Origin of the sequence: Pedobacter sp. KBW06, assembly GCF_003852525.1 — a bacterium.
Taxonomy (GTDB): domain Bacteria; phylum Bacteroidota; class Bacteroidia; order Sphingobacteriales; family Sphingobacteriaceae; genus Pedobacter.
The window spans coordinates 55,880-70,885 of the sequence record NZ_QAJL01000003.1; the positions used below are offsets into that span (position 1 = coordinate 55,880).

General features: G+C 43.9%; 14 protein-coding genes. 6 read left to right on the plus strand and 8 right to left on the minus strand.

Going from position 1 to position 15,006, the window contains the following annotated elements; all coding sequences use genetic code 11:
- The 5 genes from DBR43_RS15060 to DBR43_RS15080 form a co-directional block, all read right to left on the minus strand.
- Complete coding sequence (locus DBR43_RS15060) at positions 1–480, minus strand: hypothetical protein (RefSeq protein ID WP_124582221.1); 480 nt, start codon at positions 478–480, stop codon at positions 1–3.
- A 22-nt stretch (positions 481–502) separates the two neighbouring features.
- Positions 503–1,684 carry a hypothetical protein gene (locus DBR43_RS15065; protein WP_124582223.1) on the minus strand — a complete coding sequence of 394 codons (1,182 nt, stop codon included), beginning with the start codon at positions 1,682–1,684 and terminating at the stop codon, positions 503–505.
- 225 nt (positions 1,685–1,909) lie between these two features.
- The gene (locus DBR43_RS15070) at positions 1,910–5,071 is read right to left on the minus strand and encodes an error-prone DNA polymerase (RefSeq protein WP_124582225.1); all 3,162 of its coding nucleotides are present in this window, start codon (positions 5,069–5,071) and stop codon (positions 1,910–1,912) included.
- A 9-nt stretch (positions 5,072–5,080) separates the two neighbouring features.
- Positions 5,081–6,577 (minus strand): Y-family DNA polymerase, encoded by a 1,497-nt coding sequence (locus DBR43_RS15075; RefSeq protein ID WP_124582227.1) that lies wholly within the window; start codon positions 6,575–6,577, stop codon positions 5,081–5,083.
- A gap of 1 nt (position 6,578) precedes the next feature.
- Positions 6,579–7,313, minus strand: coding sequence for an ImuA family protein (locus tag DBR43_RS15080; RefSeq protein WP_124582229.1), 735 nt, complete (start codon positions 7,311–7,313; stop codon positions 6,579–6,581).
- A gap of 74 nt (positions 7,314–7,387) precedes the next feature.
- On the opposite strand from DBR43_RS15080, the gene DBR43_RS15085 reads away from it, so the two are divergent.
- On the plus strand, positions 7,388–8,188 hold the full coding sequence (locus DBR43_RS15085; protein WP_124582231.1) for an XRE family transcriptional regulator: 801 nt from the start codon (positions 7,388–7,390) through the stop codon (positions 8,186–8,188).
- On the opposite strand, the gene DBR43_RS15090 is transcribed toward DBR43_RS15085, so the two are convergent.
- Positions 8,185–8,685 carry a hypothetical protein gene (locus tag DBR43_RS15090; RefSeq protein WP_124582233.1) on the minus strand — a complete coding sequence of 167 codons (501 nt, stop codon included), beginning with the start codon at positions 8,683–8,685 and terminating at the stop codon, positions 8,185–8,187. The genes DBR43_RS15085 and DBR43_RS15090 overlap by 4 nt on opposite strands.
- 284 nt (positions 8,686–8,969) lie before the next feature.
- On the opposite strand from DBR43_RS15090, the gene DBR43_RS15095 reads away from it, so the two are divergent.
- The 4 genes from DBR43_RS15095 to DBR43_RS15110 all read left to right on the plus strand — a co-directional run bounded on the left by DBR43_RS15095 (position 8,970) and on the right by DBR43_RS15110 (position 12,095).
- Complete coding sequence (locus tag DBR43_RS15095) at positions 8,970–9,548, plus strand: fasciclin domain-containing protein (RefSeq protein ID WP_124582235.1); 579 nt, start codon at positions 8,970–8,972, stop codon at positions 9,546–9,548.
- 134 nt (positions 9,549–9,682) lie between these two features.
- Positions 9,683–10,336, plus strand: a complete 654-nt coding sequence (locus tag DBR43_RS15100; RefSeq protein ID WP_124582237.1) for an MgtC/SapB family protein — start codon at positions 9,683–9,685, stop codon at positions 10,334–10,336.
- A 16-nt stretch (positions 10,337–10,352) separates the two neighbouring features.
- Positions 10,353–11,543, plus strand: a complete 1,191-nt coding sequence (locus DBR43_RS15105; RefSeq protein ID WP_124582239.1) for a DUF2252 domain-containing protein — start codon at positions 10,353–10,355, stop codon at positions 11,541–11,543.
- Between the two features lie 99 nt (positions 11,544–11,642).
- Entirely contained in the window at positions 11,643–12,095 is a 453-nt protein-coding gene (locus DBR43_RS15110; protein ID WP_124582241.1) for a nuclear transport factor 2 family protein, read from the plus strand.
- A 40-nt stretch (positions 12,096–12,135) separates the two neighbouring features.
- On the opposite strand, the gene DBR43_RS15115 is transcribed toward DBR43_RS15110, so the two are convergent.
- Together DBR43_RS15115 and DBR43_RS15120 are read right to left on the minus strand one after the other, a co-directional pair.
- The gene (locus DBR43_RS15115) at positions 12,136–12,483 is read right to left on the minus strand and encodes a hypothetical protein (RefSeq protein WP_124582243.1); all 348 of its coding nucleotides are present in this window, start codon (positions 12,481–12,483) and stop codon (positions 12,136–12,138) included.
- Between the two features lie 117 nt (positions 12,484–12,600).
- Positions 12,601–14,412, minus strand: coding sequence for an alpha-L-fucosidase (locus tag DBR43_RS15120; protein ID WP_124582245.1), 1,812 nt, complete (start codon positions 14,410–14,412; stop codon positions 12,601–12,603).
- A gap of 162 nt (positions 14,413–14,574) precedes the next feature.
- On the opposite strand from DBR43_RS15120, the gene DBR43_RS15125 reads away from it, so the two are divergent.
- Positions 14,575–14,928, plus strand: coding sequence for a hypothetical protein (locus tag DBR43_RS15125; RefSeq protein WP_124582247.1), 354 nt, complete (start codon positions 14,575–14,577; stop codon positions 14,926–14,928).
- The last annotated feature ends 78 nt before the right edge of the window (positions 14,929–15,006 follow it).

The following is a 15,006-nucleotide window of genomic DNA, read 5'->3' on the forward strand; positions in this document are numbered from 1 at the left end:
TTATTTTCTCAGTATGATGGAGAATCCTTTGGAAAAGCTGCTCAGGTCCTGTGTAAGTTTAAAATCAAAATTATACTTGCCGTCTTTGGGTACGACAAACTGAGTGTTTTCAATTTCAAACTTATGTTGTGAATAGTAAACGGTTGAATCTTTTCCGGAAGAACTACTGGAACGATAAGATTCGGTTGTCTTCTTTGAATTGATCTCATGTTCGCCTTTAAACACATCCAAACTATCGTACAGCAGCGATTTCCCTTCACTTTCGATATGGTACCTGACCTTAAAAGCAGGAGAATCATCCTTATCATTCATCTCCAGTTTAGACCAGATCATGACCTTATCGCCTTTTTTTAAGTCGATCCCTTCAGCCGAAGACACTTCCCCTACCTTCAAAGGAATTTCAATGATGTCGGTTCCGACAGGATTGCAGGAAATCAGTGCAAGCAGCAATAAAGAAGGGAGGATATGATATTTAAACATGAGTTTAGGTTTTAGGTGTTCCTTATTTGGATTTAAGATCTAAAGTATGGTGCTTACTAAAGTAATTAAAGATTTTAACGAACAGGTCTACATCACCAGCCTGCAGGTCATCTACCATAGTTTTTAGTAGAAAGCTTTTATTGCGATAATCTATCGGGCAAAGCACTTCTACTGTACCTGGAGCAAATACACCATCATACCCTTTGTGCGAGGTCTTTATGATGTAACAATTGCCATCGGTATTTAAGGTATACCTGTTCTGGTTGTTTACATCAAAAACATCCCGATTATAATCCAGATTAGTTAACTCACTTACCTTATTTGCTTTTACCGCATCAATAAATTTATGAAAAGCCAATTGCTCATTTGTCGTTAGCCTGGATAATGCGGCAAGCTCATAATTAGCTTCCGTTCTTGGGGCTATGGTTTCACCTTCTTCCAGAAATATGGCCTGCTCTTTTTCCAGCTTTTTAAAAAACCTATTGAGCATATTTACTTCGATCAAAGGCAGGTTATGTGCATACTCTTCCCAGGAACTGAATTGAATGGCCGGAGTATTTTTATCCGTAAAGTTTTTAGCGTTCCTGATCAGGTGTGCAAAGAGGTTTATCTTTTCCTCCTTTGGAAGCTTTTGACTCCAGCCCATTTCAGCTTTATAAAAAATATAGCTTTTATGCAGCACATCATATTTCAGGTAGAGGGCGATAAAATTATCATTCTGATCAAAAATAATACTGTTTTCATCCTGGAAGTAAACCGTTTCCACATTGGGAAAATCTGCTTTGACGTCTTCCACAGTAAGCAATGTCGAATCGGCTTCCGGAATGATCATGATGCTCTGATGGTACAAACGCTCCTCTTTGGAAAAGACATTTCCAAAAGAAATGACCGAAATGCTATCTTTCAGGGTCGAAAGGTCCAGTTTCCCTAGTTTATGGTCATCTTCCAGTTCCGTAGCCGCCAGCCTTTGTACTGCAAAAATATAATGCGCAGGTATGCTAAAACTATACTGCTGATCCACTAAAATTGTTTTTTGCGGCAGCTTCAGGCTCATAATCTTCTTCATTTCGGCCTTAGAATCTGCTTCAGAAACGGCAGGAGCCTGCTGGGCCTGATGATCTTGTTTAACCACGCGCTTACAGCCCGAACCGATTAAAATAAATAAAATCAGGTATGCCCAACAGTTTCTAAAAATCATACTCATAGTATTTCGTTTATTTATTTTCAAATATATAATTTAACCCGTCAATTATTCCTTATTCTTTATGTCAATTAAAAGCCTCCTGAACCAGAGGATCAAAGGACATAGATCATATAACTAAATGAATCAATCCAGAAATACGCGATAAGCCCAATTATACTCCTCCTGTCTATTGTTGGATCTGAACAAAGCAGCCTAAAAATTATAAAAAAAGTTGACCATGATTGCTTATTTAAAATCCCTGGATTCCGGGAAGAGCTCTGCCTGGATTACCTTTTTACCTTTTTTAATATCTGTTTCTACGAGTCCCTGCAAAAGACCCGAGAAATCATAGCAGTGTTGTACCACCACATGGGTCACTTCTCCCTCCCGCTGTAATTTCCCTTCTACCATGAGCAATTTTGCCCTTAAAATTTCCTTGCGGTATTTGGTAAACAGTTTTTGAAAAACCACGAGATTCGCGATTCCTGTTTCATCCTCAATTGTGATGAAACAAACTCCTGTGGCCGTTCCCGGTCTCTGCTTCACCAGGACCAATCCGCAGACCCTGACCAGTGTACCATCGGGCCAGCGCTTTAATTCTTTAGCAGAGAGCACCTGACGGTGGAACAGTTCCTTTCTGATAAAGCTTACCGGGTGGGCTTTTAACGATAAGGAAGTGGTACTGTAATCATGAACCACATGTTCCGACAAAGACATCTTTGGCAATTGGATTTGCTGCTCTTCTTTACTTTGTTCTTTTAATTCCCCTTCGAATAAACCCAGAGGGCGGTCGGCAAGTGCGGTTACTTCCCATAAAGCCTGCCTTCTGTCCATTCCCATAGAACGGAAAGCATCTGCATCGGCTAATTTTTCCAGTGCAGCCAGAGACACACCCACTTCCATTAAGGTATGGATATGGCGGTAAGGTTCCTGTTGCCGTCCCGCAACCAGCAGATTGATGTCCTCCGCATTCAGGCCGCTGACCTGACGGAAACCCAACCTCATTGCACAGTATTTACCGGATAATTCTTCAAGGGTATTGTCCCATGCCGATAAGTTCACATCAATTGGCCTGATCTGCACTTGATGTTTCCTCGCATCGCTGACAATCTGCGCAGGCTGGTAGAATCCCATAGGCATACTGTTCAGTAAGGCCGCGGCAAAAATATCCGGATAATAATGCTTTAGCCAGCAGGATACATAGACCAGCAAGGCAAAACTTGCCGCATGGCTTTCCGGGAAACCATAACTCCCGAATCCTTCCAATTGTTTAAATACCCGTTCCGCAAAATCTTTTTCATAATTTTTTGCGACCATGCCATCCACCAATTTCTTCCGGAACTTGCTCACCATCCCATGTGATTTGAAACTGGCCATACTCCGGCGCAACTCATCGGCTTCCGCTGGTGTGAAGCCCGCCGCAACAATGGCAATTTTCATGGCCTGTTCCTGGAACAAAGGAACCCCCAATGTGCGACCAAGAATATCTTCGAGTTCCTGTGAAGGATAAGTAATGTCCTCTTCTCCATTCCGGCGCCTCAGGTAAGGATGCACCATATCCCCCTGAATTGGTCCCGGGCGGACAATGGCCACTTCGATCACCAGATCATAGAAATTTCTCGGTTTTAATCTCGGCAGCATAGACATCTGTGCCCTGCTCTCGATCTGAAACACCCCTATGGTATCCGCATGACTGATCATGTCATATACTTCTGAATCATCCTCAGGAATATTGGCCAGGGTAAGGTCAAGGCCATAATGTTGTTTCGCCAGGTCAAAAGCTTTTCGGATACAGGTTAGCATGCCCAATGCCAGGACATCTATTTTAAGGAAGCCAAGGGCATCAATATCATCCTTATTCCATTCAATACAAGTCCTGTCTTCCATGCGTGCATTCAGAATCGGGCAAAGCTCGCTCAGCTTGCCCCTGGTGATCACAAAACCACCTGTATGCTGTCCCAGCTGACGGGGAAAACCGATAAACTGCTGTGTGAGCTGCAGGATCTTCATCAGGTGCGGATCATCGTGTTTAAATCCATGATCAGAGGGCGCTTTGCCCTCCAGCCATTCGTCAGTAAATTCCCACATGGATTTAGAAAGCCGGTCTACCGCATCTACAGAAAGGCCCATCGCTTTGGCCACATCACGCACTGCCCCTTTCCGGTGGAGCTGGGTAACGGTAGCTACAATGGCTGCACGGTCGCGTCCATATTTGTTATAAATATACTGGATCACTTCTTCCCTCCGCTCATGCTCAAAATCCACATCAATGTCTGGCGGTTCATTTCGTGCAGAAGAGATAAAGCGCTCAAAAAGCAATTCAAACTTAGTCGGGTTTACAGAAGTGATGCCCAGGCAGAAACAGACCGTTGAATTGGCAGCAGATCCCCTGCCCTGGCACAGGATATTTTGTTCCCTGGCGAACCTCACGATGTCATATACCGTGAGGAAATAAGGTGCATAGTCCATTTCCTCGATGAATTTCATTTCATACTCAATGGCAGTCGTAATTTTTTCCGGCAACTCCTCCCCAAAAAAATCCTTTGCCCCCTTCCAGGCGAGGTAGGTTAATTCTTCCAGAGGGCTCCGTCCTTCAGTGGTAATTTCCTCCGGGTAGACGTATTTCAGCTCGTCAAGGGAAAACTGACAGGCCGCTGCGAGTTCCTGACTTTGTTTGATGGCATCCGGATATTGCCTGAATAGGCGTTCCATTTCTGCTGCAGGTTTCAGGTATCTTTCTGCATTCTGATAGAGGTGATAACCTGCATTATAGATCGTACACTTTTCCCGGACACAGGTCACGATGTCCTGAAGTTCGCGCCGGTCAGGATGATGAAAATGCACATCATTTGTGGCCACCATTGCTGCTCCGATCTGATCTGCGAGCGCTGAAATCCTGTACAATTTTTTCGCATCATCACCACGGTAGGAAAAGCAGGCACCAAGGTAAAGATTCGATCCAAATGCTTCTTTATATTCCTTTAAAGCGGTTTTAAACTCTGCATCTAAATCGAATTCCGCGTTTAATTTACCCGGAGGGACAGTGATGAATCTGATGCCTTTAGAGAAGTGATAAACATCCGCTTTATACAATTCGCATTTGCCTTTTTCTGTACGCAGGTTGCCTGTAGAAAGTAAAGCAGACAAACGGGCATAGGCTGGCTGATCTGTCGGATAGGCCAGCAGGCTTGGTCCATCTACCAGGTCGAGCCTGCAGGCAGGGATGATTCTGATGCCATTTGCTTTGGCAGCAGCATGAGCTCTGACAATCCCGGCAAGGGTATTGTGGTCGGTAATTGCAATCGCGCTATAGCCAAGCGATACGGCCTGCTGAATCATTTCTTCAGGATGCGACGCCCCCCTCAGGAAACTAAAATTTGTGGTCACCTGTAATTCTGTATAACTCATCTCTCTCCTTTAAGCAAAAAAACCATGTATAAACCATTCCGGCTCGTCGTCATGATAATGACCCGAGCGGAATACCCAGTAACGTGCACCCTGCTCGTCCTCTACCCGATAATAATCTCTGACCAGTCCCTGTTCGATCCACCATTCCCGTTCAATTCTTTCCGGCCCGTCTGCTTTTCTGATTTTATGAACTATTCCCTTATAAATAAACAGCATGGGCGGATAATCCGGGATTGGCGAGGTGACCTGAATTCTTTCCGGGCGGGGCAATAAGCAGAGGGGCCTGGGCTGATCTTCCGGCCAGGCAATGGCTGGTTTTTCCTGTAAACTTTTGGCTTCCCGGATCGAGCGTTCCGGCCAGTGGTGCTGATCAGGCAGGTAGCGGTGGATGGCATTCGCGCCAAACCGCCCTGCAATCCTGTCCAGCAAACCTGCGATGGCGAGGTGTTCCTGATTGCTGGCTGCCCAAAGGCTTTCCTGTTGTATGGAAAGTTCTTCTACCACAGGCGCTTCTAAAACAAACAAGTCGATTCCCAATCCCGGTGCAATCGTAGCGATCTTCAGTTCGAAGAGCTTAAATAAATGGCCTATATTTCTCACCGGCTCATTCGTCCCGATTGCGATCTGCTGAAGTTTCCCATCGATCCGGTAACCTTTAAACACGGCCTTCCTCATTCCCTTTCCTTCGCGGAATAAGCGCTGACAAATAATTTCCAGGAGCTTCCGCAAGGCGATTTCAATGCCTGTGGCCGTACGGATGGGCTCCAGGGATGGAAGTGATTCCTGGTATGGAACGATGGCCTGAATTGGTATGATCGGCTCAGACACCAATCCCAAGGCCTGATCCAGCCTGTTTAGCAAATCCTGTCCGAAACGTCTGCGCAAGACCCTTTGCGGCATATTGATAAAACTCCGGATCTGGTACAGGCCTAATTTTTGCAGGCGGTCCAGGACCGGTGCTTCCAGTCGCAATGCAGCTGGTGGCAAAGCCTGTAAAGCATCAATATGAGCTCCCGGCCCGATTACCGGACTGTTTTGTCCGAACCGGGAAATGGCCCATGAGGCACCGATCGTATCTGCTATCGCCGCCCGTACTTCATAGCCAGGCTTACGGAGTTTGCTTAAAATATCTTTGAGGTAGGGTTCTTCGCCACCCCAAAGGTGGGCACAACCACTGATGTCCAGAATCAGGCCATCCGGCAGGTCAACAGCAGCAATCGGCGTATACCTCAAACTCCATTCGGCCAGGGCACGAAGTAATTTTTCTCCCCTGAGCGGATGGTCATCCAGGACCTCCAGGCTAGGAATTAAGGCCCTTGCATCAGCCAATACCATTCCTGCTTCAATTCCTTTCTCTGTGGCAGCGGCACTGCAGGCCTTTACCACCATTCGTCCGCGTTCGGCAGCAGCCAGTACAAAGGGCTCCCCTTTCAGCTCCGGCTTGCGGATCGCGAGTTGATCCGTCGTTAAATGACGGAACCATATCGTAAGGTATCGCCTTGACATGTTATCCGGTTTGTTGAATAAAAGTACTTTCTGTGGCTGTTGTTGTCAAATGGGTAAATCGCCCTGCCGACCATTCCAGCTGCCAGCTTCCCGGTTTGCCATTGCGAATCTTTTGCAGTTCGACATTCCAGCGGGGATCACCTACCCCCGGAACACCCGCTTCCAGATGGCTGACAATGGGACTGATCTCCCATCGGGATACAGAGGCTATATGGTTTGTCTTTTTAGCATTGCAGCGGTGCAGAAAACCTGTGACCCGACTTCTTTCTACTGCCAGCTGTAATCGCCTGGATTCAGTGAGACTGATTTCTTTGAGTTCGGCAACTACTGCAGTCAGGGCGCTGCATTTCAGGCCTTCTTCGATTGCCCAAAGCACATCGCGTTCGCGCTGCAGGTCTATAAAAATCATCCGGTCTGGCGAGATTCCGAAGGCTTTGAGGCCAGGAGGGAAAAGCTGACGTCCTGTGCCTACCCAAAGGCAGGTACCTTCCGTTTTCATTAAATGGCTGATCAGGCCGGCCATAAAACCTGTTGTTGCTGCTGCAGCTGCTGCATGGGCACTCACAAATTCATGCACCGCAGCGGTTGGAAAAATATGGTTAGGAAAAGCTTTTTCCATTGGCCCGAGGCCAATATCCGGGCGTTCATGATCTAAAACTGCAGAGAATCCCTGCATCAGGAGCATCTCCTTTTTCAGTTTTTCAATGATCTCACTTTTATTCGCCGCTTCTTCCATCACAATTAATTTTAAAATTACTACATTTGACACGATCAGTGTCAAATATTTGACACTAATAATAACAATACAAAATGAATACTCAAAAAGTTTTTTTTTCTGCCAATATTAAGTTCCTCAGGGAAAGGAAGAAACTGAGTCAGGAAATGATGGCTGAAAGCCTGGGGATAGGCCGTTCCAAGCTCAATGCACTGGAAAGCGGGCAGACCAAGGCCCCCCAGCCGGAGGACCTCATCAATTGTTCAAATATTTTTAAGATCAGTATAGACAGCCTGCTGAAAGTGGAACTTTCCAGGATTTCGGAACTCAAGCTCCGGGAACTGGAAGCCGGAACTGACATTTATTTACAGGGAGGCAACCTGCGCGTCCTGGCGATCACGGTGGATAAGGACAACAAAGAAAACATGGAATATATTCCTGTAAAGGCGAAAGCTGGCTACCAGGCAGGATACAAGGACCCGGAGTTCCTGGCCGCTTTGCCCAGGTTTTCCCTGCCCAATCTCCCAGAATCCGGTACATTCCGGATGTTCCCTACCACAGGGGCTTCGATGTTGCCCATTCCGGAAGGTGCTGAGGTGATCTGCAGGTTTGTGGCCGACTGGCAGCAGTTAAAAGCCCGCAGCCTCTGTATCGTGGTCTTGAAGGGAGAACAGGATTTTGTGTTTAAGCAGCTGACGCTTGAAAAGGAAGGAACGATGCTGCTGGAATCTTTAAACAAGCTGTTCCAGCCCTATCGTGTACCTGTTTCTGAAATATTGGAATTGTGGCAGTTTCATAGTTACCAGAGTCAGGAGATTCCGGAACAGGAAACCGATTTAATGGAAATTAAGCACATGATCAGTTCCTTACAAGACCAATTGCTGAAAAAGAATTAAAGGTTGAGGTAGAAAATAGAAGCGTCATATTTTGCAAGCTCACCAGTTTCAGCAGGCGCTTCCTTTTTATCAATTAACAGCTTTTGGGGTTTATATACCCCTTCTTTAAATTCCAAATTAAGCTCATAAGGAGTTCCATCGGCCAGTTTCAGGTAAAAGCTTTGTGGCTTAGTCCTCGCTAAAACATATATTTCTTCAGAATACAGCTGATAATAATTGAACTTTTCTGAGCCATAAGAAAACGTGGGGCGAATGGAAAAGCTAATTTGTTTCTCTACACCTTTATCATCTTTTTGAAATAGCTTAATCTGATTCAATGTATAAGCCTCTTTATTGGCTGGATTCAATAAATCCAGATTAGCTACATTTTTAATCACCAGCGCAACCCCCGGATAAGTAGCGGGAGAACAGGCACAAAGTCCATCTGTCCTTGATATTTTTTTACATCCCAGATTGGCGATAAAGAGCACAACGAAAGCAATGATAATTTTTTTCATATGGAGTTAATTTAACTCAAATATATTATTTTAAAACAAAAAGAAAATAATGTTTATCATTAAAATCCTCAAAAGATTCTGAAGTCCAGCAGGTAACATCCAATGCATTCCAAACCTCCGCGCCCGATCCCGAGCCTGAGCACAGGTGGGCAAAACAGTTGCGCTAAACACAAAACCACAAATTAAAACACTACAAATCAATCATTTAAATAATTATCTGAGTGATTAAAAAACCAAGATGGAATGATCTTGCGTAAGTGTTCTCAAATCATAAAAACAAAAACATGAAAAAAATACTCTTATCTGCAATTGTCCTGGCAGCCATCACATTTGCATCTAACATCACAGTTCAGGCACAGTCAAAAGCTGGCATGACTGAAAAAACAAAAATGGTTGGCGGTGCAGCGATGTATCCTTCAAAAGACATCATTGACAACGCAGTGAACTCAAAAGACCATACTACATTGGTTGCAGCAGTTAAAGCAGCAGGCCTTGTGGAAACCCTTAAAGGCGCAGGTCCTTTCACCGTATTTGCCCCAACAAACAGTGCTTTTGACAAGCTTCCAAAAGGAACTGTAGAAAACCTGGTTAAACCAGCCAACAAAGCAACATTAACGAAAATCTTAACCTACCATGTCGTAGCAGGAAAAATGGACAGCAAAGCAATTGCTGCTGCCATCAAAAAAGGAAATGGAAAAGCTGAGTTGACTACTGTAGAAGGTGGAAAACTTTGGGCCTGGATGAAAGGTAGCAAACTCGTACTAAAAGACGAAAAAGGCGGAATGAGCACTGTAACTATAGCAGATGTTTATCAGAAAAACGGGGTCATTCACGTAGTGAATACCGTTCTGATGCCGAAATAAGCCAATCAGCTAAAAAAGGTCGTCCCTGAAATTTCAGGGACGACCTTTTTTTATACAAGCAACTCAGTGGTTCGTTTTCCTTCTGAAAACGAACCACTGAGTTTTGATTAAAAAATTAAGTATCTTGCTGTAAGATGCAACAGTCCCTTCTCTCTCCTCCTGTTTATGATCAGGAAATATTAAAAATATTTCTATCCGTACTCTGTGGAAGCGTTCTTGGCTTTGAGCGGGAAATCCGCGGCAAATCTGCCGGATTCAGGACCCTGGCTTTAATTTGTTTTGGTTCTACCATATTTACCATTTGTTCTTACCTTTTAGGTGTAGACGCCAACCGTGACCGGATTGCCGCGAACATCATTACCGGAGTCGGCTTTTTGGGCGCTGGTGTCATCTTCCGTAATAACATCAGTGTTTCTGGTATCACTACTGCGGCCTCCATCTGGATTGCCGCAGCAATAGGGATGCTGATTGGCATTGGCGAATACCTCCTTACGGGCATCTCAGTGGCACTTTCCCTGTTTGTTTTATATGTAATGGACTATATCCAATTCTGGATCGACAATCGTTTTCAGCAGAGGAATTACAGGATTCTGTTTAAGGATAAAAATGAAGCAGATGCCACTTGCCGGAAAGTGACGCAATTGGGGCTCCGGTATAACCACCTGAAGGTTTCGCGCACTGATCAGCAAATTACGCTGGAAATGGTGGTGAACGGGAAAGGCGATCAGCTGGAAATATTTAACAGCTGGCTATTGGAGGAACAAACCATCGGATCCTTCTACTGGTAATTTTAAAACAAAGCATATGAATACAATTATAGAGAGAATTGAGAAATTCAATGCTCCCTTACTTCCTGAAATGGTTCAGTTAAAGTATAAAGCGATGAAACAAAATGCCTTCCGTTTTTTCAGAGGCACTTGTCATCTTTTTTACGAGGACTTAGCTCAGGCAAAAAATTTCCCTCTTTCTCCGCTCTCCTGGATTTCAGGCGACCTTCATCTTGAAAATTTCGGCAGCTATAAAGGCAATAACCGTCTCGTTTACTTTGACCTGAATGATTTTGATGAATCCATGCTCGCCCCTTTAAACTGGGAACTGGCGAGGGTGCTGACCAGCATTTACGTAGCCTTTGATGTACTCAAGTTAAAAACCCCGATTGCAGATGAAATGGCAACCCTGTTTTTAAATAAATACCGGGAGACTTTGAAAAGCGGAAAAGCGGATAGTATCGACCCCAGAACAGCAAAAGGAACGGTACGTCTTTTTCTTAATAATGCGAAAAAGAGAACCGAAAAGGAACTCATCAAAAAGATAACAGATGCCAGTCGCAAGAAATTAACCATAAAAATTGACAATACATTACATTTTAAACTAAAGCCGAAACTAAAAGAGGCGCTCCTGTCTCAGCTTGCCGGCTGGTTAAAAACCATCCCTTCCTGGCCAAAGGACTACCTGGTAAAAGATGCCGCTTTTCGTGTTGCGGGTACGGGGAGTATCGGATTAAAACGATACATGTTTCTTTTGCAAAACCGTAAGGATAAAGACTCGTTTTTACTCCTGGAAATGAAAGAGGCCAGGGCCTCATCACTCGCTCTTTACAATAACACCATTCAGCCTCACTGGAGCACTCCTGCCCAGCGCATCATTACCAATAAATACAGAATGCAAAATGTCTCCCCCGCTTTATTAACCACCATCAGGTTTAAACAAGCCAGTTATGTATTGCAGGAGATGCAGCCTTATGATGATAAGATCAGGTTTGAATTGCTTGGAGATAAGCTCAGGGAGCTGACCGCAGTATTGACAGATATGGCCATCTTAACCGCATCCGCACAATTGCGGAGCAGTGGCATCCAGGGATCTGCAATCAATGACGAGTTAAGGGCCTTTGCCAGCCGTAAACAATGGCAACCGGCTTTGCTCGCTTACGCTAAAAAATACGCGAATCAGGTAAAAGCCGATTATAAACAATTTGTAAATACCCTACCTGATTAAAAACCATCAACGATGTTACAAAAGGATAAAATACAAGTAGATTTAAAAATGTTTACATTTAACTAAGCAATTATCAGAAACGCCAGCTTAAATTTATTTATGAAGTTCATCTCTTTTCTTTTTGTACTCATCGTGACAAGCATATTGAAAGTTCAGGCGCAAACCAGGCAGGATACCCTGGACATCAAAAGAGTTGCACTTGCTTATATTGAGTCTCAGCATACGCCAAATCCAAAACAAATGCAGGATGCTTTACACCCAAGGGTGGTCAAAAGATCGGTCTTCAAAAATAAGAAAACACAAAAAGATTTTGTTTCTGAATATTCAGCTGAAAACCTGGTGATCCTGGCAGAAACCTATAATACCAACGGGGATAAGTTTCCAAAAACGCCAAAGAAAGAGATTAAACTTCTGGATGTATCTGCATTAACAGCATCTGTAAAATTAATTGCCGACGAATGGTTTGATTATATGCACATCGTGAAAACGAATGGAGAATGGAAAATTATCAACGTGCTTTGGCAGTATAATAAACTCTCCGAGCATCAATAACATTCCATCCTGATCATCCGGAATTTATAGATAAAAATAGTTAACCTTTTACGGTTAACTCCTCATTTGTTAATGCAAAATAAAGGTTCTGAATCTGGTGCACATATTGCAGCTTATAATCCAGCATGGCAATTTCCCCATCCATAGGCTGGAGTGTATCACTCAACACGAACTGATGACCGTTCTTTTTTTCTAATACATAAGTGATCTCCATCCCCTCTTCATATTCAAATTCGAAGCGTTCAAAACCAAACTTAACCACCCATTCTTCCGTTAACAAGATCGGTTCCATCAATCCCGCAGAATCAATATCAGAGCCATAAGGTATTTGCTCAGGATGACCATGATCCAATGTATAATTCCCAATTCTTAGTTCAGTCGCTTCCATAATCTGTTCTTTGCCGGCAAAAGTACGATAAAAACATTGCTATATATTGTTAAAACCCGAAACATAAAGAAGCCCGGATGAATGAATCAACCGGGCTTCTTTAGAAGATCCTGCAGATTAAATCGGTTTCAGGGTAATGCTGCTGATTTCCGGCATAGACTTACCGGTGATCCCTGCTGCCTTTAGCTCCAACCTTAGCGAGGCTGCACCTATCGCCTGTTGCGAAACCTCGATCACTCCTGCCTCCACCTCTTTAAAACCTGCCGTATTTCCGGCCGGAATGCTATAATTAAGTGCATTATTTTCGAGATTAAACTGCAGTGTTCCGGCTGCATCTGCTGATGCGAAATAATTGACCATGACTTTATACTTTCCTGGTTTCTGAATTTTCAAATCCCAATAAGCATAATCATTTTTATTGGTCCAGAAAGCGATGGTATTCGGCCTGTTTGGATCATGAGTTGATGCTCCTTTTAACTTAATGCCACCGTTGCCCGTCAGTTTCGCATTGTTTGCATTCAGCACAATACTTCCATCCTTTAGCGAGCTTACCTTGTTCTCCACTACTACCGGCAGACCTTTGATCTCTGCGACGATGACCATTGGTTTCGGCCCGGAGAAATCAGCAGGAAGCTGGATTGTCTTGCCATTGGCAGTCGTTTTAACCAACAATGCTTTTCCTTTATTTCCTAAAATATAAGCTTTGCTGATGCCGCTGGACAAAGGAACGTCCAAAACTCCATTTGCCGGAGGATTAAAAACTTCAAGGTATAATTTTCCGGGTTTCTGTGTGGCATAACCCCAATCCAGTGATGGAAATGGGCTGGCCGTTGTTCCATATACCGCTTCGTTGTTCACCTTCATCCATGCGCCTATTTCCTTCAGGATCTTTACACCTTGTTCAGGAATCTGTCCTTCCCCATCGGGACCAATATTTAATAAGAAGTTCCCTCCTTTACTTACGGTTTCTAAAAACAGGTTCATCATCTTATCATAAGATTTCCAGTTTTGATCATGGGCACTATAGCCATAACTTTCGTTCATGGTATGGCTCACTTCCCAATCCATTCCCGGCAAACCTGCTGGCGGAACGTATTTCTCAGGTGTCCCGATATCTCCGTTTTTATTCTCCAGACCATCCCAGAAGCGGTTATTTACGATAATACCTGGCTGCCATTTGATGAGGTCTGTCAGGATTCGTTTGGTTCCCCAGGTTTCGCCCTGAGTATCTCTTCCGCTGAAATCCAGCCATAGCACATCCATTTTACCATAATTCTGGGCCAGTTCTTTTACCTGATCGTACAGGTAATCTTTGTAAACCTCGTGGTTCGGTTTGGTTCCCGGAACACGCGGATTATTTTTAAAAGTATGGTAAGAATCAGGATGCTGCCAGTCCAGCAAGGAATAGTAAGCACCGGTTTTCAGTCCTGCCTTTTTAAAAGCGGAGACTGTTTCCCCATATAGATCTCTTCCTTTCGGAGAGATGTTCGTTCCTCCCGTTACCGGATTATTCAGGGAATAAGGCGCTTTACTGTTGAAAATGCTAAAACCTTCATGATGTCTGGAGGTGATCACCATATATTTCATTCCTGCTTCTTTTGCCAGTGCTGCCCATGCTTCCGGTTTAAACTTTGCTGCTGTAAACTTTGGCTTTAGTGTTTCGCTATATTCCTTGCTCGGAACATTGGCCCAGGTTTCGATCCATTCTGCATAATGCTGAGGATATACCTTACCATTCCAGGAACCACCGGCAGCGCTGTACAGGCCCCAGTGGATAAAGAGGCCAAAGCGGGCTTCCCTAAACCATTTGAGCCGCTGATCTTTGGTTTCCGCCCAACCGGGAACCCCTTCATAAGGTTTAGATTCCTGAGCGAAGATGGACGCTGCTGTACTGAGCATCAGGATAAAAGATAAAGTGATTTTTTTCATTTGTATTCAGGTTTCATTTATGTTCAGATTACCAATAGAGGCAGAATAAAACTAAATGCTTTGTATGATATAATCAGCGATATGCTAAAATTGTTGAATGTTATGTTAGTAGCATACAATCTTTTTTTTTATTAATGCTATCTTGCGGCCTTTTCAATACCAATGGACTATAAAATACACAAAAACTATAAAATTTCAGCCTACTTAATTTTTGCAGCCATCACTGTTGATGTGATTAACGGATTTATTCAATGGGGTAAAAACCCCAATTTCGACATGACCGTTACTGCTGAAATGGCTTTGATGTTCATGACCTTCGGATATTTTGCTTTTATTGGAAAAGAATGGATCAAATGGGTGCTGTTGCTTGCCACAATTCTCACCATATTTCCGGTAGTTGCCGCACTTAATCAGCCCGCGAATAACCTAAACTTATTCTATGCTTCGCAGTTCTTTTCCAGCTTACTCAAGTTCAGTGCCTTTACCCTTCTTTCTTTGGCTTCGAAGAAAAAATAACCGCACTTTACATAAATGAGCCTGGGATTAAGCTGATCAGCAGCAGCAGTTTACAGTCAAAATAAAAAGCCCCGGAAT